The 21447-nt window shown below is 60.9% G+C and carries 26 protein-coding genes and 5 tRNA genes; 23 read left to right on the forward strand and 8 right to left on the reverse strand.

Going from position 1 to position 21447, the window contains the following annotated elements; translation table 11 throughout:
- The first annotated feature begins 225 nt into the window (after positions 1-225).
- On the forward strand, positions 226-1596 hold the full coding sequence (locus tag AACQ95_RS14085) for an L-serine ammonia-lyase (protein ID WP_043138795.1): 1371 nt from the start codon (positions 226-228) through the stop codon (positions 1594-1596).
- A gap of 175 nt (positions 1597-1771) precedes the next feature.
- On the opposite strand, the gene AACQ95_RS14090 is transcribed toward AACQ95_RS14085, so the two are convergent.
- Positions 1772-2731 (reverse strand): lytic murein transglycosylase, encoded by a 960-nt coding sequence (locus tag AACQ95_RS14090; RefSeq protein ID WP_241278818.1) that lies wholly within the window; start codon positions 2729-2731, stop codon positions 1772-1774.
- Complete coding sequence (locus tag AACQ95_RS14095) at positions 2731-3009, reverse strand: YcgL domain-containing protein (protein ID WP_043138797.1); 279 nt, start codon at positions 3007-3009, stop codon at positions 2731-2733. Before AACQ95_RS14095 ends, AACQ95_RS14090 begins: the two co-directional genes overlap by 1 nt.
- 107 nt (positions 3010-3116) lie before the next feature.
- Here AACQ95_RS14095 and minC point away from each other — a divergent pair, with 107 nt between their 5' ends.
- The 5 genes from minC to mtgA all read left to right on the forward strand — a co-directional run bounded on the left by minC (position 3117) and on the right by mtgA (position 6216).
- Positions 3117-3833: a septum site-determining protein MinC gene (minC, locus tag AACQ95_RS14100; protein WP_241278819.1), complete on the forward strand. Its 717-nt coding sequence runs from the start codon at positions 3117-3119 to the stop codon at positions 3831-3833.
- Positions 3834-3851: 18 nt separating this feature from the next.
- Positions 3852-4664, forward strand: coding sequence for a septum site-determining protein MinD (gene minD / locus AACQ95_RS14105; protein WP_098984135.1), 813 nt, complete (start codon positions 3852-3854; stop codon positions 4662-4664).
- A 2-nt stretch (positions 4665-4666) separates the two neighbouring features.
- Positions 4667-4933 carry a cell division topological specificity factor MinE gene (gene minE, locus AACQ95_RS14110; RefSeq protein ID WP_005311265.1) on the forward strand — a complete coding sequence of 89 codons (267 nt, stop codon included), beginning with the start codon at positions 4667-4669 and terminating at the stop codon, positions 4931-4933.
- A 195-nt stretch (positions 4934-5128) separates the two neighbouring features.
- Positions 5129-5455: an HI1450 family dsDNA-mimic protein gene (locus AACQ95_RS14115; RefSeq protein WP_241278820.1), complete on the forward strand. Its 327-nt coding sequence runs from the start codon at positions 5129-5131 to the stop codon at positions 5453-5455.
- A gap of 53 nt (positions 5456-5508) precedes the next feature.
- Positions 5509-6216, forward strand: a complete 708-nt coding sequence (gene mtgA / locus AACQ95_RS14120; protein WP_241278852.1) for a monofunctional biosynthetic peptidoglycan transglycosylase — start codon at positions 5509-5511, stop codon at positions 6214-6216.
- A gap of 117 nt (positions 6217-6333) precedes the next feature.
- Here mtgA and AACQ95_RS14125 read toward each other — a convergent pair whose 3' ends face one another.
- Positions 6334-6471 carry a hypothetical protein gene (locus tag AACQ95_RS14125; RefSeq protein ID WP_241278821.1) on the reverse strand — a complete coding sequence of 46 codons (138 nt, stop codon included), beginning with the start codon at positions 6469-6471 and terminating at the stop codon, positions 6334-6336.
- A 173-nt stretch (positions 6472-6644) separates the two neighbouring features.
- On the opposite strand from AACQ95_RS14125, the gene AACQ95_RS14130 reads away from it, so the two are divergent.
- On the forward strand, positions 6645-6968 hold the full coding sequence (locus AACQ95_RS14130; RefSeq protein WP_043138804.1) for an HI1450 family dsDNA-mimic protein: 324 nt from the start codon (positions 6645-6647) through the stop codon (positions 6966-6968).
- Between the two features lie 39 nt (positions 6969-7007).
- Here AACQ95_RS14130 and AACQ95_RS14135 read toward each other — a convergent pair whose 3' ends face one another.
- Positions 7008-7319, reverse strand: a complete 312-nt coding sequence (locus AACQ95_RS14135; RefSeq protein WP_043555578.1) for a DUF1289 domain-containing protein — start codon at positions 7317-7319, stop codon at positions 7008-7010.
- Entirely contained in the window at positions 7320-8192 is an 873-nt protein-coding gene (locus tag AACQ95_RS14140) for a CvfB family protein (protein WP_241278853.1), read from the reverse strand.
- Positions 8193-8404: 212 nt separating this feature from the next.
- Between AACQ95_RS14140 and AACQ95_RS14145 the strand changes: the two genes are divergently transcribed.
- The 4 genes from AACQ95_RS14145 to AACQ95_RS14160 all read left to right on the forward strand — a co-directional run bounded on the left by AACQ95_RS14145 (position 8405) and on the right by AACQ95_RS14160 (position 10788).
- On the forward strand, positions 8405-9619 hold the full coding sequence (locus AACQ95_RS14145) for a UPF0149 family protein (RefSeq protein WP_241278822.1): 1215 nt from the start codon (positions 8405-8407) through the stop codon (positions 9617-9619).
- Between the two features lie 170 nt (positions 9620-9789).
- Complete coding sequence (locus AACQ95_RS14150; RefSeq protein ID WP_043138813.1) at positions 9790-10260, forward strand: MarR family winged helix-turn-helix transcriptional regulator; 471 nt, start codon at positions 9790-9792, stop codon at positions 10258-10260.
- On the forward strand, positions 10257-10445 hold the full coding sequence (locus AACQ95_RS14155; RefSeq protein WP_043138815.1) for a DUF4250 domain-containing protein: 189 nt from the start codon (positions 10257-10259) through the stop codon (positions 10443-10445). Before AACQ95_RS14150 ends, AACQ95_RS14155 begins: the two co-directional genes overlap by 4 nt.
- A 163-nt stretch (positions 10446-10608) precedes the next feature.
- Positions 10609-10788, forward strand: a complete 180-nt coding sequence (locus tag AACQ95_RS14160; RefSeq protein WP_043138817.1) for a hypothetical protein — start codon at positions 10609-10611, stop codon at positions 10786-10788.
- Between the two features lie 132 nt (positions 10789-10920).
- Here AACQ95_RS14160 and AACQ95_RS14165 read toward each other — a convergent pair whose 3' ends face one another.
- Entirely contained in the window at positions 10921-11508 is a 588-nt protein-coding gene (locus tag AACQ95_RS14165; RefSeq protein WP_241278823.1) for an FMN-dependent NADH-azoreductase, read from the reverse strand.
- Between the two features lie 224 nt (positions 11509-11732).
- Between AACQ95_RS14165 and AACQ95_RS14170 the strand changes: the two genes are divergently transcribed.
- The 5 genes from AACQ95_RS14170 (at position 11733) to AACQ95_RS14190 (ending at position 15575) form a co-directional block, all read left to right on the forward strand.
- The gene (locus tag AACQ95_RS14170) at positions 11733-12623 is read left to right on the forward strand and encodes a DMT family transporter (protein ID WP_241278854.1); all 891 of its coding nucleotides are present in this window, start codon (positions 11733-11735) and stop codon (positions 12621-12623) included.
- An 85-nt stretch (positions 12624-12708) separates the two neighbouring features.
- On the forward strand, positions 12709-13887 hold the full coding sequence (purT, locus tag AACQ95_RS14175; RefSeq protein ID WP_241278824.1) for a formate-dependent phosphoribosylglycinamide formyltransferase: 1179 nt from the start codon (positions 12709-12711) through the stop codon (positions 13885-13887).
- Positions 13888-14014: 127 nt separating this feature from the next.
- A complete protein-coding gene (hxpB, locus tag AACQ95_RS14180; protein ID WP_241278825.1) occupies positions 14015-14674 on the forward strand; it encodes a hexitol phosphatase HxpB in 660 nt (219 codons plus the stop codon).
- Between the two features lie 154 nt (positions 14675-14828).
- Positions 14829-15032: a CPXCG motif-containing cysteine-rich protein gene (locus AACQ95_RS14185; RefSeq protein WP_005301298.1), complete on the forward strand. Its 204-nt coding sequence runs from the start codon at positions 14829-14831 to the stop codon at positions 15030-15032.
- Between the two features lie 63 nt (positions 15033-15095).
- Positions 15096-15575: a hypothetical protein gene (locus tag AACQ95_RS14190; RefSeq protein ID WP_241278826.1), complete on the forward strand. Its 480-nt coding sequence runs from the start codon at positions 15096-15098 to the stop codon at positions 15573-15575.
- 124 nt (positions 15576-15699) lie between these two features.
- Here AACQ95_RS14190 and ribE2 read toward each other — a convergent pair whose 3' ends face one another.
- The gene (ribE2, locus tag AACQ95_RS14195) at positions 15700-16317 is read right to left on the reverse strand and encodes a riboflavin synthase E2 (RefSeq protein ID WP_241278827.1); all 618 of its coding nucleotides are present in this window, start codon (positions 16315-16317) and stop codon (positions 15700-15702) included.
- Between the two features lie 130 nt (positions 16318-16447).
- Here ribE2 and AACQ95_RS14200 point away from each other — a divergent pair, with 130 nt between their 5' ends.
- From AACQ95_RS14200 to AACQ95_RS14230, 7 genes are all read left to right on the forward strand, one after another.
- On the forward strand, positions 16448-16654 hold the full coding sequence (locus AACQ95_RS14200; RefSeq protein ID WP_042037351.1) for a YaeP family protein: 207 nt from the start codon (positions 16448-16450) through the stop codon (positions 16652-16654).
- A 150-nt stretch (positions 16655-16804) separates the two neighbouring features.
- A complete protein-coding gene (locus AACQ95_RS14205; protein WP_241278828.1) occupies positions 16805-18184 on the forward strand; it encodes an MATE family efflux transporter in 1380 nt (459 codons plus the stop codon).
- A 172-nt stretch (positions 18185-18356) separates the two neighbouring features.
- A tRNA-Val gene (locus tag AACQ95_RS14210) sits at positions 18357-18433 on the forward strand.
- An 11-nt stretch (positions 18434-18444) separates the two neighbouring features.
- Positions 18445-18521, forward strand: a tRNA-Val gene (locus AACQ95_RS14215).
- 15 nt (positions 18522-18536) lie between these two features.
- Positions 18537-18613 (forward strand) — tRNA-Val (locus tag AACQ95_RS14220).
- 33 nt (positions 18614-18646) lie between these two features.
- Positions 18647-18723 (forward strand) — tRNA-Val (locus tag AACQ95_RS14225).
- 34 nt (positions 18724-18757) lie between these two features.
- A tRNA-Val gene (locus tag AACQ95_RS14230) sits at positions 18758-18834 on the forward strand.
- A gap of 132 nt (positions 18835-18966) precedes the next feature.
- Here AACQ95_RS14230 and AACQ95_RS14235 read toward each other — a convergent pair.
- Entirely contained in the window at positions 18967-21414 is a 2448-nt protein-coding gene (locus tag AACQ95_RS14235; RefSeq protein WP_241278829.1) for a DNA polymerase II, read from the reverse strand.
- Positions 21415-21447 lie beyond the last annotated feature (33 nt).

The following is a 21447-nucleotide window of genomic DNA, read 5'->3' on the forward strand; positions in this document are numbered from 1 at the left end:
TTTTTATGGGCAAACGCTTAACAAAATGGATAAGCATCAAAATAAATTTTATACTCGCGCCTCTGATTCAACAAAAATAGATCTATTTCAACTTTTTTTAGGCTTTGAACCGTTACACTGCGGTTATCTGGTTCATTGACCTCGGCGACGACGCCCTCGTCCCATGGATCACCCCGTTTCTGCGAGTGGGCATGGCGCCCCCTTCTATCCTGAGGTAATTGTTACATGATCAGCGTTTTTGATATCTTCAAAATCGGTGTTGGCCCCTCCTCTTCCCACACTGTCGGCCCGATGAAGGCTGCCAAACAGTTCGTGGATGAACTGCGTGCAGGCGGCAAGATCCGTGACATCACCCGGATCCAGGTCGATGTCTATGGCTCACTCTCCTGGACCGGTAAAGGTCATCACACCGATACCGCTATCATCATGGGTCTGGCGGGTAACCTGCCGGAAAACGTCGACATCGACGCCATCCCTGAATTCATCTCCCGCGTAGAGCAGACCGGCCGCCTGCCGATCGGCCTGCACTGCCACACCGTCAGCTTCCCGCGCGATGCCATGGTATTCCATGACGAAGCCCTGCCGCTGCACGAGAACGGCATGAAACTGACCGCGCTGGTCGAAGATCAGGCCGTCTACAGCAAGACCTACTACTCCATCGGTGGTGGTTTCATCGTCGACGAAGAGAACTTCGGCAAGGCCGACAGCGGCGACATGTCCGTCAGCTACCCGTTCAAGAGTGCGGCTGAGCTGATCGCCCACTGCAGCCAGACCGGCCTCTCCATCTCCACCCTGATGCTGGAGAACGAGAAGTGCTTCAACACCCCGGAAGAGATCTACAAGAAGCTCGGCAAGATCTGGAACACAATGCGCGAAGGGATCGAGCGTGGTTGCCGCACCGAAGGTGTGCTGGCCGGCCCGCTGCGTGTGCCCCGTCGTGCGGCGCCCCTCTACCGTCAGCTGACCACCAACGAGAATCTCTCCAACGATCCGATGAACATCATCGACTGGGTCAACATGTTTGCCCTGGCGGTGAGTGAAGAGAACGCCGCCGGTGGCCGCGTGGTCACCGCCCCGACCAACGGCGCCGCCGGCATCATCCCGGCCGTGCTGGCTTACTACGACAAGTTCATCCAGCCGGTGGGTCGCGACGAGTACACCCGTTTCTATCTGGCCGCCGGTGCCGTGGGCATGCTCTACAAGATGAACGCCTCCATCTCGGGTGCCGAAGTGGGTTGCCAGGGTGAAGTGGGTGTCTCCTGCTCCATGGCCGCCGCGGGTCTGACCGAACTGATGGGCGGCAGCCCGGAGCACGTGTGTGAAGCCGCCGAGATCGGCATGGAGCACAACCTGGGTCTGACCTGTGACCCGGTTGCCGGTCAGGTGCAGGTACCCTGCATCGAGCGCAATGCCATCGCGGCCATGAAGGCGGTCAACGCTTCCCGCATGGCCCTGCGTCGCACCTCCAAGCCGCGCGTCTCCCTGGACAAGGTCATCGAGACCATGTACATCACCGGCAAGGACATGGACTCCAAGTACCGTGAAACCTCCCGTGGTGGCCTGGCCATCAAGGTGATGCAGGTTGCCTGCGAATAAGCAGCATTTGCCAGAAATACAAAAAGGCGGGAATTCCCGCCTTTTTGTTGCCCGTTATTTCGATTGTCCCGCCTGGCTCATCACCCCTGCTCATCCCATATTCCCGCGACCCATGCACCTTTCCAGATAAACACAGCGTTCAACACGTCACCCGAGCCGCCCGGCGCTGCGCCGGTTATTCCACGATGCGATCGGCCAGGGTGCCCACCGCCACCACGAAATAGTGGGAGCGATTCCAGTGGCGCAATACCAGATAGTTGGGATAAGCCAGGTAGGCGCGGCCCTTGGCATCATCGGGGCGCACCAGAGAGGCCTGCATCTCGACCCTGGGCAAGGGTGAACCGTCGAGCTGACGTACGCCGAGAGCCTGCCACGCCGACAGCAGTCGGGTCTGCTCCAGTCCGAGCAGGGCGGGATCCAGCCCCTCGGGCACCTTGACCTGGCGTCCCCAGGTTTCATCCCCGTGCCAGCCATTCTGCCGCAGATAATTGGCTGCCGAACCAAACACATCCGCCAGATTGCCCCACAAGTCCTTCTTGCCGTCCCCATCCTGATCGACCGCATATTTGAGGAAGGAAGAGGGCATGAACTGCACCTGCCCCATGGCGCCGGCCCAGGAGCCCTTGAAGGCGGCGGGGGTCACATGCCCCTGCTCTATGATGCGCAGCGCATCCAGCAGCTGACCCTTGAAAAAGTCCTCCCGCCGACCATCCCAGGCCAGGGTCGCCAGCGAGGAGATCAGCGGATATGTGCCGGTCAATTTACCGAAATTGGTTTCTATGCCCCACAAGGCGACAATAAATCGGGGTTGCACGTCATATTCCGCCCCTATTTTTGTGAGCAGCGGCAAATGCTGACGATATAAGGCCTTGGCCTGATTGACTTTCCATTGCGGAACCGCGCGGGGAATATAGCTGTCCAGCGTCAGTTTAAATTCAGGCTGGTTTTTATCGTGCTTGATGGCGGGCTCTATGACCCTAATATCGGCAAAGGCGGCCGCCACGGTTTCGGGCTTGATCCCGGCGGCCAGAGCCTGCTGTTTGAGTCCAGTGACATAGGTGTCAAAATCGGGGCTGGCCTGCAAGGGGGCACTTAACAGCCCGCTCAATAATAACAGTGCCAGCCGACCCTTCATCAGCCCGAGGCCTTTAATTGTGCCTTGTGCTGCTCCAGCAGATTTTCCGGCGGCGGTGGCACCTGCAGATAGAAGCCCTGGCTTTTCAGTGCCTCCATCACCCGGCTGGTCGAGGCGATCCCCAAGGGCCTGGCTGGGTCCAGCTTGGTCATCAATACCAGCTCGGGGCGACCAAATGTACTCATCAGCACCTCGGGTACACGGGAAAAATCCTCTCTTCTTTCAACAAAAAGATAGGTCTCGGCTTTTTTGCGACTTTTATAGACTGCACATAACATGGAAATTGATATAATCCGACGGGTTTATTGCCTCTGATGGTGGCAAACTATAACATCAGGAATTGAATAACAATAACGGATTACCGTCTCTGTCTCGGGGAAGATTCATGGTTGAGCGCGATAACGAATTGAAAGGGACCACCTTCACTATTTCTGTGTTGCATATCAGCGATGGCAAGCCTGAGCGGATCCGCCAGTTGCTGGCGGCAAAGGTCGCCCAGGCACCCCAGTTTTTTAATTGTGCCCCCCTCGTCATCAATGTGGAACGACTGACGGATATTCCTGACTTCGAACAGCTCAAAGAGCTGGTGGAGTCGGAGGATTTCGTGCTGGTCGGGATCACGGGGACACAAAACGAGGCGATGAAGACGGCCGCCAAGGCGGCGGGTCTGGCGGTGATGGCGTCCGGCAAGAGCCGCAAGGCCGAGCTTCCGCCGGAAAAAGCGCCAATCCCGGCACCCGTGATCGAGGTCAAAGCCGCCCCGGCGCCTCTGGTGCCGAGCAAGGTACACGTGGGCCCGGTGCGCTCCGGTCAGCAGCTCTATGCCGCCGGCACCTCGCTGGTGATACTGGGCTCGGTGAGCCCGGGTGCCGAAGTCATCGCCGACGACAGCATTCATATCTATGGCACCCTGCGCGGCAGGGCCATAGCCGGTGCCAAGGGCAACACCCAGGCACGGATCTATTGCCAGCAATTACAGGCCGAACTGCTATCCATCGCAGGCACGTTCCAACTGAGCGATGCACTGCCGGCCGGCCTGATACAACAGCCGGTACATGTCCGGCTGGATAACGAACAACTCCGAATAGACCATATCAAATAGAGTTACAAGGAAGCGAGAATGGCGCGAATCATAGTCGTTACATCGGGTAAAGGTGGCGTTGGCAAGACCACAACCAGCGCGGCCCTGAGCACAGGTTTGGCTCAGCGTGGCCACAAGACTGTGGTCATCGATTTTGACATTGGCCTGAGGAATCTGGATCTCATCATGGGCTGCGAGCGGCGCGTGGTGTATGACTTCGTCAATGTGATCAACGGTGAGGCCAACCTCAATCAGGCCCTCATCAAGGACAAGCGCAGCGAGAATCTGTTCATCCTGCCGGCCTCCCAGACCCGGGACAAGGACGCCCTGACCCGTGAAGGGGTCGAGAAGATCCTGGATCAGCTGGCGGAGATGAAGTTCGACTACATCGTCTGCGACTCGCCGGCCGGGATCGAAGCGGGTGCCCTGATGGCGCTCTACTTTGCCGACGAGGCCATCGTCACCACCAACCCGGAAGTCTCTTCCGTGCGTGACTCGGATCGCATCCTCGGCATCCTGGCCTCCAAGTCCCGTCGTGCCGAGCGCGGCGAAGACCCGATCAAGGAGCACCTGCTGCTCACTCGCTACTGCCCGACCCGCGTCAGCCGTGGCGACATGCTGAGCGTGCAGGATGTGCAGGAGATCCTGGCCATCAAGCTGCTCGGGGTGATCCCGGAGTCCCAGGCTGTGCTGCGCGCCTCCAACTCGGGGGAGCCGGTTATTCTGGACAAGGAGTCCGATGCCGGTCAGGCCTATGAGGATGCCGTTGCCCGCCTGCTGGGCGACACCAAGGATTTTCGTTTTCTGGAAGAAGAAAAGAAGGGCTTCTTTAGCCGACTGTTCGGGAGTTAAACATGTCATTATTGGATTATTTTCGTTCCAACAAGAAACAAAACACCGCACAACTGGCCAAAGAGCGGTTGCAGATCATAGTCGCGCACGAGCGTTCATCCAGAGGGGGGCCGGATTACCTGCCCCAGCTCAAACAGGACCTGCTCGACGTGATCCGCAAATATGTGCAGATAGACCCTGACAAGATCACGGTCCAGCTGGACAAGAAGAGTGATGAGCTGTCGGTGCTGGAGCTCAACATCACCTTCGCCGACGACAAGAAGGGATGAGCTGACGCCCCATGCGTGACCCTTTCCCTCAATGAAGACCGGATCCTGTAGCAGGATCCGGTTTTTTATTGTCACAAACGGGGCCGACTCGCGGAGCCGGATCTCGCCAAGGGCGCGGGGGCCAGCTAGAATACCGCGCGCCACCGTCCGGCATCGCCGGCGGGGCTTCTCTTTTTTATTATCTGGAACAGACCAATGTCTTTGAACGACGAAATGCACAGCGTCGAGGAACTGCTCGACACCGCCCTCGAACTCTTCATGGAGCTGGCCTCCGACAACCTGCCGAAGCAGGAGATAGCCCTGTTCAACCAAGCGTTCAACGATCGCGGCCTGCTGGCGGAAACCGATCCGGCCGATGACTGGGAAGTGGACGTGGGGTTTGCCGTGAGCGATGCCGAGTATGCCGAGATCTGGGTCGGGCTTGGCAATGCCGAGCAAGAGTATGAGCACCTGTTTGCCCGCATGCTGCTCTCCCGCCGCGTTGACGAGAAGTTCTGCCACATCGAATGGCTGCCCCAATAATTCCGGATCCCGATGATCCTGGCCAGTATGTCTGGGAACCCGAGCCCGACCCCGTGCGACCGGCGCTGAAACGCCGCCTGCTGGGCTGGCTCGGCAAGCTGCTGCTGGCAGCGTTGGTCAGCTCCATCGTCTCGGTGGCGCTGCTGCGCTTCATCGATCCCCCCATGTGGACCTGGCGCATCGAGCGGGCCCTGTTTCCGCCCGCCAAGGTGGCGGAGGTCAAGCACGACTGGGTGCCGCTCGAGCGTATTTCGCGGGAGCTGCAGCTGGCGGTGATCGCCGCCGAGGATCAGCGCTTCCCCGATCATAACGGCTTCGACATGAATGCCATCAGCTCGGCGCTCAAGCACAACCAGCGCAGCGAGCGGGTGCGTGGCGCCAGCACCCTGAGCCAGCAGACGGCCAAGAACCTCTTCATGTGGAGCGATCGCAGCTTCTTGCGCAAGGGGATCGAGGCCTGGTTCACCCTGCTGATGGAGCTGGGCTGGGACAAGTCCCGCATCCTCGAGGTATACCTGAACATCGTGGAGTTCGGTCCCGGCATCTATGGCGCCGAAGCCGCCGCCAGGCACTACTTTGGCAAACCGGCCGCCCGCCTGACCCGCTACGAAGCCTCCCTGCTGGCCGCTGCCCTGCCCAATCCCTGGCGCTATCGGGTCAAGCCGCCCTCCCCTTATGTGCAGCAGCGCTCGGCCTGGATCCGCCGCCAGATGGGGCAGCTGGGTCAGGTCACCCTCAACAGGGTGCATCAGGCCGACTAAGGCATTCGGGCTCGGTGGGCGATGCTCGAGCCTGTGGGCTCGAGGCCCTCCCTCTCCCAGATCACAGCAGATCAATCAGAGTCCGGTGGAAAGGTTTCGGCCAGCGGGCCCGGAAGATCAATCAGAGTCCGGTGAAGAGGTCTCGGCCGGCGGGCCCAGATGACCGCCTACCGTGCCCTGGTGCAGCGGCAGATAGTGCCACCACCAGGTCTCCCGCCGTCGCTTGATCTGCTGTCGCCGCACCCGTCGCTTCATGGCCTCACTCCTGTGAACAGGGCCCGGGCTCAGCCAGCCCAGGTTAACCACCTCTTCAACCATACCTCCTGCCCGCTTCGTTGGACAGGCAGCAAATGGCCATCCGCACTGGTCTGGCCGCCACCGTCAATACTTGCTACAGTAGCGAACCTCGATGTATCTGGAGTGATTTCATGGAACAGCGTACCCCGGATCAGCTGGTCGAATGGGCCTATGATCAGTTTCTTGAGCAGGCCGCAGACATGCTGGCCCCCGAACAAATCGTCGACATCACCCTGGAGTTTGAACAGCGTGGCGCCGTCGAGGCGACTCTGCCCAACGGAGACTGGTCAACCGAACTCGGTGTGCCGGTCGACATGGAGCGCTGGGTCGAAGTGTGGGTCGGCTTGCTGGACCATCAGGATGAGTTTGAGGTGATCTATGCCACCTTCCTGCTGCCCCGTTATCTGAACGAGCACCATGTCCATGTGCGCTGGCACCGCCAGCAACAGGCATAAAAAAGGCGCCCTTGGCGCCTTTCTTGTTTTTGTTCTCTGCTAAGCCTGCGCCGCTATGGCCTTGGCCAGACAGCGACGACACCAGCAGGCGCTCGCCTCGCTCATGGGCAAGACGGGCAGCTGGCTGCACCAGCACTGATCTATGGTCTGACCGGCGGAGACGGCGCAAAACGCCGGCTCGCCACAGCCCGGGCACGCATGGGTGCTTGTTGACCCATCCAGCTCGGCCATCACCGCCAGCTGGGCATCGCTCTCCATGGCCGACCAGTGCCCGATCTCGGTCAGGGTACGGCCACAGCCGAGGCAGAGCCCATCCCGGGCCTGACACAGGCCGATACAGGGACTCGGCACTTATTCGCCGTCCGGCGCGTTATCGGCAGCAACGAGCGTGATGCAGTTGTCTTCGATGACAATCTTGCCCTGCTTGTAGAGGCCGCCGATGGCCTTCTTGAAGGTACCCTTGCTCATGTTGAACATCTTGTAGATGAGCTCGGGTTCGCTCTTGTCGCCCACCGCCAGACTGCCACCCTGCTTCATCAGCCGGGTCAGGATCCGGCCACCGGCGTCGTCCATCCGATCCATACCCGGCTTTTGCAGGGTCAAGTCCAGCTTGCCGTCGTCGCGCACCTGCTTGACCCAGGCGGTCAGCGGTCGCCCCGTCATCACTCGGCCAAATACCTCGTTCTTGAACAGCATGCCGGAATATTCACCGTTGACGATCGCCTTGATGCCAAGCGGCGTGTGTTCGCCCGGCAGCGCCGTCACCTCGTCACCGGCCTTGAAGGGAGGCTTGTCGGTGCGCAGGAAACGTTCCAGCCGGCTGGTGCCCACCATGCGCCCCTCGTTGTCGAGCATCAGGTGCACCAGATAGACGTGGCCCACCTGCATCGGCTTGTTCTGCTCGCGGGTCGGCACGAACAGATCCTTTTTCATGCCCCAGTCGAGGAAGGCCCCGATCTTGTTGGCATTGACCACCTTGAGGCCGACTATGTCGCCCACCATGGCGAACGGCTTGTCGGTGGTGATCACCGGCTCGCAGTCGGCATCCAGATAGAGAAAGACTTCCACACCGTCATCCTCGGCCACGCCTTCCGGCAGCTGGCGCTTGGGCAGCAACAGCTCGCCATATTCGTCGGCCGCAAGCCAGGCGCCCCTCTCTTCGAGCTCGATTACTGTGAGGGTGTTCATCTTGCCAATCTGTAACATGGTGATCTCTTCTTTCATTATCCGGATGGTCAATTTTTCATTGCCCGTATGGGCGCGCATGTTACCTCAAGAGCGGTAACCGGGCCTAGTCCCTTGCCCTTCTCTCACACGATTTTCGGGGCGGCCGGCCTGGTTGGTGGCGATATAATCGTCAGTCAGCCAGGGCTTTGCTGCAAATAACCCCACTTTTGGGTAGACTGCGCCGCTGTTCAAATCCAGAGGAACTGTCGATGAATCCATCCACTCGTACCCGTCATCTCAATCAATGGATCCAGACCCACAGTGGGCAGGACATGACCTACCCGGCGCTGCACGGTTTTCTGTGCGCCCGTCTGGTGGGACCGGATGCCCCTGACTGGCAGGCCCCGCTGGCCGGTCTGTTGCCACATGACGCCGAGCTGGATGAGAAGAGCGCAGAGGCGCTGCACCATCTGATCGCCGAACTGGAAACCCAGGCGGACGAGGCCCAGCTCGCCTTGCCAAGTCAGTGCCGTCTCTCCACCGAGACCCCGGAGCAGGTGTTCGCGCAGAGCCACCCTCTAGGCCAGTGGTGTTACGGCTTCAGCCAGGGGTTTGCCAGCTGGCCCAAGCCGAAGGATCTGAACGATCCCACCACCCAGTACCGCTTCAGTCTGGCCGCCGAGCTCAGCCTGTTTCGCGACAAGCCCATGGCCCAGATGCTGCACGCGGCCGCCGGCAGCGAGCTGCCCTTCATGGAATTTTGCAAACGCCAGCGTCAGAACATGAAGACGGCGCTCAACCAGCTGCTGCAGCTGGATGAGTATCAGGCGGTGCCCGGCGCTCAGGCAGCCCTCGATAGCGAGCAGGCCGAGCAGTGGCAGCAGTGGTTCGAACTGGCCGATGCCTGCCGCGATCCCCAGGCTCGCCTCGGCTGGTTTGACAAGGTGATTGACGATGCCGAGCCTCTGTTCGATGCCGCCTTCTGGCAGCAGATGGCCGGCCACGGCTGGAGTGCCCACGAGGCCCGCCCCCTGCTTGCCGCCAGGGCCGGCCGGGCCGACTGCCTGCTGCGCCTCGGTCAGCTCGAACAGGCGCGCAGCGAATATCTGGCCCTGCTCGAGCTGTGCATCGCCGACGAGCTGGGTTGCCGTTATCCCCTCTCCAGCCTCTATGCCCTGCAAGGGGATTGGGCCGCCCTGCGCGACTTGCTGGTCCGCTTCGACGAGGCCTCCAGCTGGCTGCTCTACAACAGGGCGCTGATGGCGTTTGTCTGTGACGGCCCCGAGGTGGCGCAGCCACGGCTGGATGCGGCCATCAAGGCCAATGCCCATGTGCCGGCCTGTCTGCTGGGTCAGCGCAAGCTGCCCAAGCAGGAGCCACAGAGCTGGCAGGCGGGCAGTCGCGATGAGGCAGCGCTCTACACATTGCAGAGCCGCGAAGTCTGGCTCAAGCACAACGCCTTGATCTGGTTGCGTAAAGGCTGAGCAACCCGAGGCAAAAATCAGCTTCGAACAGACCCGGTTGCGGCGGATGACGTGCGCAACCGCACATTTCTCTGGTGCATGTTCAGACAAATGTCCTTGTGTTACGTATCATCAAGGTCAAAGTATCAAGAGAAACTGCACCCGATGCAGCCGTCACAGCAGGATGTCATATGTCAAAGATCATAGAGCTGCTTGCGCACTATCCCCCCTATCAGCTGGTTCACGCCGCCGAGATGGTGCGCGACACTTTTGAGCAGTTTTACCAGCAGCGCTATCAGCTGACGGTGCCCCAGTGGCGCCTGATGATGGTGCTTGGCCCCAACTACCCCATCAGCCAGAAAGAGCTGGTAGAGGCGAGCGGGATGGACAAGGTGCGGATCTCCCGCGAAATCCACCGCCTGGTGGAGAAGGGGATCCTGTTTACCGAGAGCAGCGAACAGGACAAGCGGGTCAGTCTGGTGTCACTCACCCAGGCCGGGCTCACCCTGTTCCAGCAACTCAAGAGCGAAGCGGGCAGCTGGCAGCATACCCTCACCGACTATCTGCCCAGCGAGGCGCGCCAGACCATTCGCCTGCACCTGCAAAGCGTCAGCGACGCCATCGAACAGCTCCATCTGCTGGATAACGAGCACACCTCATGAACCTGAACAACTTCGCCACCATGGACGTCAACATGCTGCTGAGCCTGATCAACATGCAGCTGCGTGATCGTTACGATGATCTGGATGATCTCTGCAAGGCGCAGGATCTCGACCAGGCGGCCCTGATCGCCAGGCTTGCCAGCGGCGACTTCCACTACCGACCGGATCAGAAACAGTTCAGATAGGGATCCGGATCACAACCCGACCCATGTCGCTGGCTCCGGCCGCAAAAGCTGCTATGGTGATGGCTACCCCGGTCGACTGACCTTCGGCAAGAAGTATGGATACATCTTGCTGTCACAGACCGCGGTTAGCCTTCCACTCACCAGCCGCAGCCAAGGATGACCCATGATGTTCCTGACCCGACAGACCAGCCTGATCACCCTCTGTGCCCTTCTCATGATCAGCCTGTTCTCCCCCCGCCTGCCCGACAGTGCCGAACAGTGGCTCAGCACCCTGTTGCTGGGCTCTCTGGTCGCCGTGTGCCTGATGGTGGGCAGCGGCTGTCGCCGCTTCATTCGGGATTGACTCGCGCCCTCTGCCCCTGTTGACCCCGTCTTCGCCCGCACAGAAACAACAACGCAGCCCTTGGGCTGCGTTGTTTCGTTTGGTACGACACGGCTCTGCGTTATGCCGCACCCGCCATGGCCTGTCTCTTGATCAGAGTGCCAGGGTCTCCAGCTGGCCTTTGGCCTGCTCTATGCCCTTGGCCTGGGCGTCCGGGCCCATGCCCATGCCCTCGGCGTAGATGAAGTCTACGTCCTTGATGCCGATGAAGCCCAGCACGGTGCGCATGTAGGGGGTCACCAGATCGGTGGCGCTGCCGACGTGCATGCCGCCACGGGGGCTGATCACCAGGGCGCGGGTGTTCTCCACCAGACCGACCGGACCGGTTTCGGTGTAACGGAAGGTCACGCCGGCACGGGCCACCAGATCGATCCAGTTTTTCAACTGGGTCGGGATGTTGAAGTTGTACATGGGGGCGGCAATCACCACCAGGTCGCTCGCCTTCAATTCGGCGACCAGCTCGTCGGACTGGGCCATGACGGCCAGCTGACGTTCATTGAGGCTGTCACCACCGCGCAAACCCGAGGCCAGCTCGCCATCCAGTACCGGCAGGTTGAGGGCCGCCAGATCACGCACTGTGACGGTATCGGACTGATGGTCGGCCAGGAAACCGTCGATCAGGGCGTTGGATTGGGAATACTGGCCCAGGATGCTGGACTTGAGAACGAGGATGTTAGCCATGGTGAAACTCCATTAGGTGGTCGGTTGAACAGCGGTGCTGTCGATGGAGGTCACTCTAAACGCTGAGCTTATATGCGGATAGCGAAAATAGATGCTCAACTTGTTCAAAAATTTTGACCTTAGTTCATTCTCTCGCCAACGGACCGCAGCCAGCCGCCCAAGGCTTGGCAGAACAAACGATTGCCGTTATGATCCGCCGCACTTTTTTCAGTGACCCGGATCCCATGGCACACTCGCGCAGGCACTCTCCTTTTGCCGGTGCAGTCTGGATGATGGTGGCAGGCCTCTGCTTCGCCGCCGTCAACAGCCTGAGCCAGTACGTCAGCTTCAAACTTGGCCTCCCCTCGACCCAGGTCGCCTTTCATCAATACCTGATCGCCCTGATCTGTCTGCTGCCCTGGCTTGTCCGCCACGGCTTGCGCCAGTCCCTGATGACCAATCAGCTGAGGCTGCACCTGCTGCGGGTGCTGCTGGCCGTGATCGGCATCCAGTTCTGGCTGTGGGCGCTGGCGGTGCCTGTGCCCATCTGGCAGGGGATAGCCCTCTTGATGACCTCCCCGCTGTTTGCCACCCTGGGATCGGCCCTGCTGCTCAAGGAGCAGGTGAGCCGGGCGCGCATCCTGGCAACCCTGGCGGGCTTTGTCGGCGCCATGGTGATCCTGGCCCCCTGGACCGATGATTTCAGCTGGGCCTCCCTGCTGCCAGTGGCGGCCGCCCTGTTCTGGGCCGGTTACTCCCTGCTGGTGCGCTATCAGGCGGCGAGCGAATCGTCCCACACCATAGTGGTCTACCTGCTCATCTTCAGCACCCCGTTCAACGCCATGCTGGCCCTGCCTGAGTGGCAATGGCCGAGCGAAACCCAGTGGCTGCTGGTGGCCGTGTCAGGGGTGCTGTCTGCGCTGGCCCAGATGTCCATCGCCCGCGCCTACAGCGTGGCCGAGGCCTCCTTCGTCCAGCCTTTTGACTTTGCCAAGCTGCCGATGAACGTGCTGGCAGGCTGGCTGGTGTTTGGCTGGGCACCGCCCGGCCGATTGTGGCTCGGCGCTACCATCATCATTGGCGCCATCACGCTGCTCACCCATCTGGAGCAGCGCGCCCACAAATCCGTTTCCTGAGGTACGCCATGCGTGCCTCTTTTTTTGCCCGCTATTCCCGCAATAGCGGCCATCAACTGTGACCAACGACATCAGGAGAGATCACATGTTTGGAACCGCCACCCGCCCCGGCGCCACCCGCGCCCTGCTGCTTGGCTCGGGGGAACTCGGCAAGGAGGTCGCCATCGAGTTGCAACGGCTCGGGATCGAGGTGATCGCCGCCGACCGCTACCCCAATGCTCCCGCCATGCAGGTGGCGCACAAAGCCCACGTGCTGGACATGCTCGACGGTAACGCCCTGCGTGCCCTGGTGGCCGAGGTCAAGCCGGACCTTATCATCCCCGAAATCGAGGCCATCGCCACCGATACCCTGGCCTTGCTTGAGCAGGAGGGGGTCAAGGTGGTGCCGAACGCCCGCGCCACCCAGCTCACCATGAACCGGGAGGGGATCCGCCGGCTCGCCGCCGAAGAGTTGGGCTTGCCCACCTCCCCCTATCGCTTCGCCCAGAGCAAGGAGGAGTTCATCGCAGCCGTCGAGGCGATCGGCCTGCCCTGCGTGGTGAAACCCGTGATGAGCTCGTCCGGCAAGGGGCAGAGCGTGCTGCGCGATCTCGCCAAACTGGACGACAGCTGGATCTATGCCCAGGAGGGTGGCCGCGCCGGTCGCGGCAAGGTGATCGTCGAGGGCTTGGTCCCCTTTGAATACGAGATCACCCTGCTCACGGTACGCGCCGTGGATGGCATCCACTTCTGCGAGCCCATAGGCCATCGTCAGGAAGATGGCGACTACCGCGAATCCTGGCAGCCGCAAGCCATGAGCGAGCTGGCACTGGCCCGCTCCAAAGCCGTGGCGGCCAAGGTGGTCGAGGCGCTGGGCGGTTACGGCCTGTTCGGGGTCGAGCTCTTCATCAAGGGCGACGAGGTGTGGTTCAGCGAAGTCTCGCCCCGCCCGCACGACACCGGCATGGTGACCCTGATCTCTCAGGATCTCTCCGAGTTCGCGCTGCACGTGCGCGCCATCCTGGGGCTGCCGGTCGGCACCATCACCCAGTACGGGCCGAGCGCCTCCGCCGTGGTGCTGCGCGATGGCCACAGCCAAAATATCCGCTATCAGGGGATTGGCGAGGCGCTGGCTCTGGTGCCGGGTGCCCAGCTGCGGCTGTTTGGCAAGCCGGAGATAGCCGGTCGCCGCCGTCTCGGCGTGGCGCTCGCCCGCGCCCAGGATTGCCCGGATGCGGTGGAAAAGGCCAAGACGGTGGCCGCCAAGGTAGAAGTGATTTTCTAACCCTCATTTTTTGTCACAGCAAAACAAACGTTTGCCGATGTGATCGGGCGCAAGGGGCATGGCAATGCCCCTTTTGCATTTGCCCGTCGTGCTTATAATCCCCCTTCAAATTTGTCAGGAGTACAAGATGTTAGCTGCCGTAATCTTCGATATGGATGGTGTTCTGATCGACTCGGAACCCTTTTGGCAACGGGCCCAGATGGCTGTCTTCTCCGAGCTGGGTCACCCCCACAGCGAGGAGGATTGCAACTCCACCATAGGCGTGCGCATCGATCAGCTGGTGGCACACTGGTATCGGCTGCGCCCCTGGGTGGGCCCCAGTCAGGAAGAGGTGGTGCAGCGTATTCTGGATCGGGTCAACGCCCTCATCCTGAGCGAAGGCGAGGCCAAGGCCGGCGTGCTGGACGCGCTGACCCTGATGGAAGCACAGGGGCTTAAAGTGGGTCTGGCGACTTCTTCCCCCTTCGCCATGGTGGAGGCGGTGCTCGGCAAGCTCGGTATCCGCGATCGCTTCCTGGCGGTACACTCCGCCGAGGTGGAGCGCTTCGGCAAGCCGCACCCGGATGTCTATATCCACGCCGCCGAGAAGCTCGGCGCCCTGCCGGTGCAGTGTCTGGCCATAGAGGACAGTTTTACCGGCCTGCTGGCGGCCAAGGCGGCCTCCATGAAGGCGCTCATAGTGCCGGATCCCGCCCTGGTGGGCGATCCGCGTCTGGCCATCGCCGATCACCAGCTCGGCTCGCTGGCCGAACTGGATGCCGACACGCTGGCCAGCTGGGTGGCGTGAACGCGCGCGGGAGCCAGGGGCGCATAGGGCCAGAAAACCTGACACGGCGGCGCCCTTGATCTCTGTCATAAACGTGCGCTTGCTCGCGGTCAACCCCCTCCCGGCCGACTAGAATCAGGGAAGATAGGCGGCCCACGGGCCCGAGGAGGTCACCATGATCGAGTACACCAGCAAGCGTATCGTCTGCCCCCACTGTGGCCATCACACCCGGGTCGAGCTGGATGCCAGCCAGGGGGATCAGGAGTTCTACGAGGATTGCATGGCCTGCTGCAACCCCATCCACCTGCGGCTGCACCGGGACGAAGCCCGCGACTGCCTGCAGCTGTTTGTGGATGCAGACGACGAGCAGATGTTTTAGCTTGTAAATCATCTTCTTATGCTCGAATGACAAGCGAAACACGGGTCATGAGGATACGAATTGATGATGCGCAGATTTATAGCAGCTGCTTTAACTTATTCCCTGTCTGTGTCTGCAGAGCAACCCGCTGTCGACTCCAGTCTGGCAATGCTACGGGCCATAGACAGTGTCAAAATTGAGCTATCCCTTGCTAGTTGTCACAATAGAAATGCAAGCGTTGCTTGTGTCAGTCTCACCATGAAGAATGTACAAAGTATGATTTCCTATGGGTATAAGACCGTAAAGCGGCACGGTATAAAATGGCAGGGCCAATATCCTACGGAAGATAAGACAGATGCCCAGACAGCTGCTGACGTGAGTGCAATTCACGATGCTTTATACTTTGTCGCTGTCAGCACATGCGATGGCAGGAGTGACCTATCACAGGCATGTATTATTGCGGAAAAATTGGCGCTTGATGACCTGATGAGACAGGGCATTGCCCTAGAGACTACAGAGAATCTTCAGCATCAACAGGGTTTAACTATGCCACCGAAAGCCTAATCCCTCCTCTCCTGCCGAGCAGCTGTTGTGACGGCGAGTGAAAGCGATCAAGAGATCACAAAGGGCCTGCAGGATGCAGGCCCTTTTCTATGGCAAATCGCCAGGGGGAGTTGAGCCAGGCAGATCACCCCGGCTGGCGCGCCGCCAGCACCCGCTCCACCGTGTCGACGATGGCCTGGGTCTGGGGATCTATCTCGATGTTGGTGTGCCAGCCGGCTTTGACCCAGCCGAGGTTGGTGCGGGCCAGGGTCTCCGGGATCAGGTTGACGCAAAAGGTGTTCTCACGCACCTCACCCACGGTCAGGCTGATGCCGTCGATACCGATGTAGCCCTTGGTCAGCACATATTTCATCAGCTCGGGGGCGAGGCGATACCACACCTGGCGATTGTTGGGGGTGTCGATGACGGAGATCACCTCAGCCGTGCCCATGATGTGGCCGGACATGGCATGACCGCCGATCTCGTCGCCAAAACGGGCCGCCCGCTCCACGTTGACCTTGTCCCCCGTTTGCAGCTGGCCCAGGTTGGTCAGACGCAGTGTCTCCTGCATCAGATCGAAGCTGACCAGATCCCCTTCCACCCGGGTGACGGTCAGGCAGCAGCCGTTGTGGGCCACGGAGGCGCCGAGCGCCAACCCCTCACCCCAGGCCTGGCTGGGCATGCGGATCAGGTGGGTGCGAAAGTTGGGCAGCTCTTCGATGGCCACCAGTTCGGCGGTCCCCTGCACTATGCCGGTGAACATGTCTCGTCTCCTGCTACGAAAAAAGGCAGGTTAACCCCGCGTCGCGGCACTGACAAGCGCGCCAGCTGACAAGCCAGCCCTCGATCGCTATAGTGACGGCGTTCACATTCGGGTTAACGAGGAAAAAGAAATGCAGGTATATCAATGTTGTGAGGCCATTCGCATCGCCTATAACCAGATAGGCTCAGGTGATCAGGGCTATGTGCCGCAGGCCATAGCCGCGACCATACGGGCGCTCAACGCCGTGGCCTCTGACGAGCGGGTGCCGGCCGATCTGCGCGAGCAGGCCGCCTATGCCGCCGCCAATCTGCTGATCAGCGATCACGAAGACGCCTGATCCCGCCACAAAGCCACGCCTCAACCGTTTCACGATGGTTGATTTTCAGGCTAGAATGACACCCCCGCATGTTGTCTCCCCACAGTGGGGAGACAAAAGCCCATCCGTTATCCGTTCTTTCTCATTTATCTGATCCACTCGGAGGTGTCAGTGCAACGTTATTGGTCCGAGGCGAGGCAGCTCGTTCGTTTAGCCAGCCCCATTCTGGTGGCCCAGGTCGCCCAGGTCGCCATGAGCTTCGTCGATACCGTGATGGCGGGCCAGGTCAGCGCCGTGGATCTCGCGGCAGTGTCGGTCGCCTCCAGCTTCTGGCTGCCGATCATCTTGCTGACCCAGGGCATCATAATGGCGCTCACCCCCATAGTTTCCCAGCTCAATGGCGCCCGCAAACGGGATGAAGTACGCCCCGCCGTGCACCAGGGCTTCTGGCTGGCGCTGATGGTGATCCCCTTCGCCATGCTGGCGCTCTATTTCAGCCCGCTGGCACTGCATCTGATGGACGTGGATCCTGTCATGGCGGACAAGACCACCGGCTTCCTGCACGCCATCATGTGGGGTCTGCCCGCCTTCGTGCTGTTCCAGGTGCTGCGCAACTTCAGTGAGGGACTCTCCCATACCATGCCGACCATGGTGATAGGTTTCGTGGGGCTGGCGGTCAATATTCCCGCGAACTACGTCTTCATCCACGGTCACTTCGGCATGCCCAAGCTCGGCGGTGTCGGCTGCGGCGTCGCCACCGCCATAGTGCTCTGGGCCATGCTGCTGGCGATGATCCTCTACGTGAAGTTATCCTCCCACTTCAAGAAGATTGACCTGTTCGCTCAACTCGCCCGTCCCAATGGCAGCCGGATCTGGCGCCTGTTCCGGCTCGGCTTTCCCATCGCCATGGCCATCTTCTGCGAGGTGACCCTGTTTACCGTGGTGGCCCTGATGCTGGCCCCCTTCGGCGCCGAGACGGTGGCGAGCCACCAGATAGCCCTGAATTTCTCCAGCCTGGTGTTCATGCTGCCGCTCTCCATCGGGGTGGGCGTGACCATCCGGGTCGGCCACAGCATAGGCGAAGGCCAGCCTGCTCACGCCAGGGTCGCCGCCCGTACCGGCCTGATGCTGGGCATGGCGGTCGCCGCCGGCACCGCCGCCCTCACTGTGCTGCTGCGCGAGCATATCGCGGGGATCTACACCGACGACATGCAGGTGATCACGCTGGCTGCCACCTTGCTGTTCTTTGCCGCCATCTACCAGATCTCCGATTCGGTACAGGTGGTGGCGGCCGCGGCCCTACGCGGTTACAAGGACACCAAGGCTATCTTCTACGTCACCATAGTCGCCTACTGGGGTCTCGGGCTGCCCACCGGCATGATCCTGGGGCTGACCGACTGGCTGCTGCCACGGATGGGGCCGCAGGGCTTCTGGGTCGGCTTCATCGTCGGCCTGACCGGCGCCGCCCTGATGCTGGGCGCCCGCCTGCGCCTCATCTATGGCCGCTTCGCCAGTCCAGAGGCCTGTACCGCCCTCTCCCGGGCCCAGTAAATGTGTGCTCGGCGAGCCGCTCACGAGAGTGGCTCGCCTGCAAAATCAACAGGCTGCGCAAGAACTGGGCAAACAGTCTCCTTTGTGTGTGCGGCCTGTTGACAGCCTTGGGGGGCATGGGTAGTATGCCGACCACGCCAGCGACGTCGTGTTCGCTTGCGTGCTGAAAAGCGGGTTTATAGCTCAGTTGGTTAGAGCACTACCTTGACATGGTAGGGGTCGTTGGTTCGAATCCAATTAAACCCACCACTTTTCGTGATGCGTCCTTAGCTCAGCTGGTTAGAGCACCACCTTGACATGGTGGGGGTCGGTGGTTCGAATCCACTAGGACGCACCATCACGACACTGTTATGCGTCCTTAGCTCAGCTGGTTAGAGCATCACCTTGACATGGTGGGGGTCGGTGGTTCGAATCCACTAGGACGCACCATAACAGTTAATAGTTTGATGAAATTGCAGATGTGGGTTTATAGCTCAGTTGGTTAGAGCACTACCTTGACATGGTAGGGGTCGTTGGTTCGAATCCAATTAAACCCACCACTCCCCTGCAACACAAAGTCGCCTTGCGCACCCTGCGTCCTTAGCTCAGCTGGTTAGAGCATCACCTTGACATGGTGGGGGTCGGTGGTTCGAATCCACTAGGACGCACCAGATTAAAGAAGCCCGCTTAACAGCGGGCTTTTTGCATTTCGGCTTCTTGCCAATCGGGAGCAGAGGTCAGCTTGCACCCGCCTGAGCTCACCTCCCCGCTTCCTTTCACTCCACGCCTTGCACGCCTTCGGATTAGAAGAGATCCAGCTGCTGGCCGCAGATCCGGTCGAATGACTCGCCGATGAAGGGCAGTATGGCGTCGGCGATGGGCCTCAGCTGCTTGTCGATGTAGTGCTCGTAATCGATGGCGCTACGCCTGTATTCCAGCGGTTCCGGGCCGCCCAGCGTCATCAGATAGGCGATGGTGCCCCTGTGCTGATAGCGCTGGGGCTGACCGCGGCGCAGGTTCTCCTCATCGGCCAGACGCGCCGCCCGCACGTGGGGTGGCACGTTCTTCTGGTACTCCTCCAGCTTCTGGCGCAGCCGCTTGCGGTAGATGAGCAAGTCATCGTGCAGGCCGGCCCGGGTCTCATCCACTATGGTGCGCACGTAGCCGCTGGGGTCCTGGTCGTGAAACACCAGCTCGTAGAGACGGGTCTGGAACTGCTTGGCCAGCATGGTCCAGTCGGTGCGCACCGATTCCAGCCCCTTGAACACCAGATGCTCTTCCTCCCCTCGCCCCTCTTCCTGTTTTCCAACCAGGCCTGCGTAGCGCTTCTTGCTGCCTTTCTCCAGCCCGCGGATGGTAGGCATCAGGAAACGGCGGTAATGGGTCTCGTACTGGATCTCCAGATGACTCGGCAGGTCGAATTCGCGCCTGATCAGCGCACTCCAGTTGTCGTTGATCATCCGGGCCAGCTCATGGCCAATCTCGTCCGCCGCCTCGGGGCTGGTGTCCCGATTAAGGTGGACGAAGGTGGAGTCGGTGTCGCCGTAGATCACCTCGAACCCCTGCGCCTCTATCCACTCCCGGGTCTGCTGCATGATGCTGTGGCCACGCAAGGTGATGGAAGAGGCAAGCCTGGGATCATAGAAGCGACAGCCCCCCGAGCCCAGCACGCCGTAGAAGGAGTTCATGATGATCTTGATGGCCTGGGAGAGAGCCTTGTTGCTGGCCGCCTTGGCCCTGTCTCGCGCCGCCCACAGGGTGGCGATGAGATCCGGCAAAAAGTGGCGAGTACGGGAGAACAGGGCGCCACGAAAGCCGGGAATGGCCTCGTCCGGGTGCTGCAACCCCTCCACCAGCCCCATGGGATCGATGCAGAAGGTGCGGATGATGCTGGGATAGAGGCTCTTGAAATCGAGCACCAGCACGTGGCGATAGAGACCGGGTTTGGAGTCCATCACATAGCCGCCCGGGCTCGCCAGCCCGCCGTCGGCAGGCAGGTTGGGCGCCACATAGCCGCCGCGATGGAGCCGCGGCAGGTAGAGGTTGGTGAAGGCCGCCACCGAGCCCCCCACCCGATCGAGTTCGAGGCCGGTGAGGGAGGCGCGTTCGATGGCAAAGGGAATGAGGTGGCAGTAGTCGAAGATCTCCCACACCAGCCTGCAATCTTCCAGGTTGTAGCGGGCGAGCGCCTCCTTGTCGGAGTGGAACAGCTCGGTGATCTTCTCCCCCCGGTTCGCCACATCCTCGATATCCTTGCCGCGACCGAGCAGCTCGCTTGCCACCGCATCCAGGCTGTAGCTGGCAAACTGCCAGGTGGCGCTTTTGAGGGTGTCGATGCCGTCGAGCACCATGCGGCCCGGGATGATGACGTTGCCGGTCTGGGGATCGTTGCGTGACGAGCGCCAAAAGCAGAGATCGCGCCCCCGCCCGAGGCGCAGCCGCCGCTTGTTGAGTTCGGCGCGGCGCAGCAGCAGGCGAAAGTCGAAATTGACCACGTTCCAGCCGATCACCAGATCGGGGTCGTGCTGGCTGAACCAGGTTTCCAGCGCGCTCAGCAGGGCATTTTCATCCGCCACCCACTCGATGCGGGTCTCCCACGCCTCGGCACCGGCTTCGGGGACGCCTATCATGATGACCCGCGCATCCTCACGGCTGTAGAGCCCCACCGAGAAGAGGGCCCCGTCCATGGCACACTCCACGTCCAGCGACACCCAGGAGAGGCTCGGCGTCACCGCCTGCGGGGCGCAGCGCGCCTCATTCACCTCCCAGTAGCCGCGCTTGCCCCCCTTCTGCCGTGCATGGCCGCCGAAACGGACCGCGGCCGTGATGAAGCGCTCCATCAGGAAACGCTCCGGCAGCCGGATATCCGCCTCGAAGTGCTCCAGCCCGCGGATCAGCAGCAGCTCGATGGCGCGGTGAAAGGCGCTCAGGGTGGAGAAATAGCAGCCCACCACGGCACGCCCGTCGAAGGTGTGCATGGGCAGACGGCGAAATCGCCCGCTCACGCCCGCCCCCTTGAACAGCTCGGCCGCCTCCTGCATATGACTCTGTGGCAGGAAGAACACGGGCTCCTGCCCCGGCACCACCAGCCGCACCGGCCCCTGCTCGCTCCAGAGCCACATCACTATCTCGGTGCGTCCCCCTTGCCCGGCCCGGCCGCGCACGTCCCGGCCATGACGGGTCAGGATGAAACCGTCGCGAGGCGGCGTGGCAGGAGAAGTGGTCGTCACTGTGGGCTGGGTCGCAGTCATTCAGGATAAAGGGGTCGGCCTTGGGATGAGACT

Source organism: Aeromonas sp. MR19 (assembly GCF_963899305.1).
Lineage (GTDB): Bacteria > Pseudomonadota > Gammaproteobacteria > Enterobacterales > Aeromonadaceae > Aeromonas > Aeromonas bestiarum.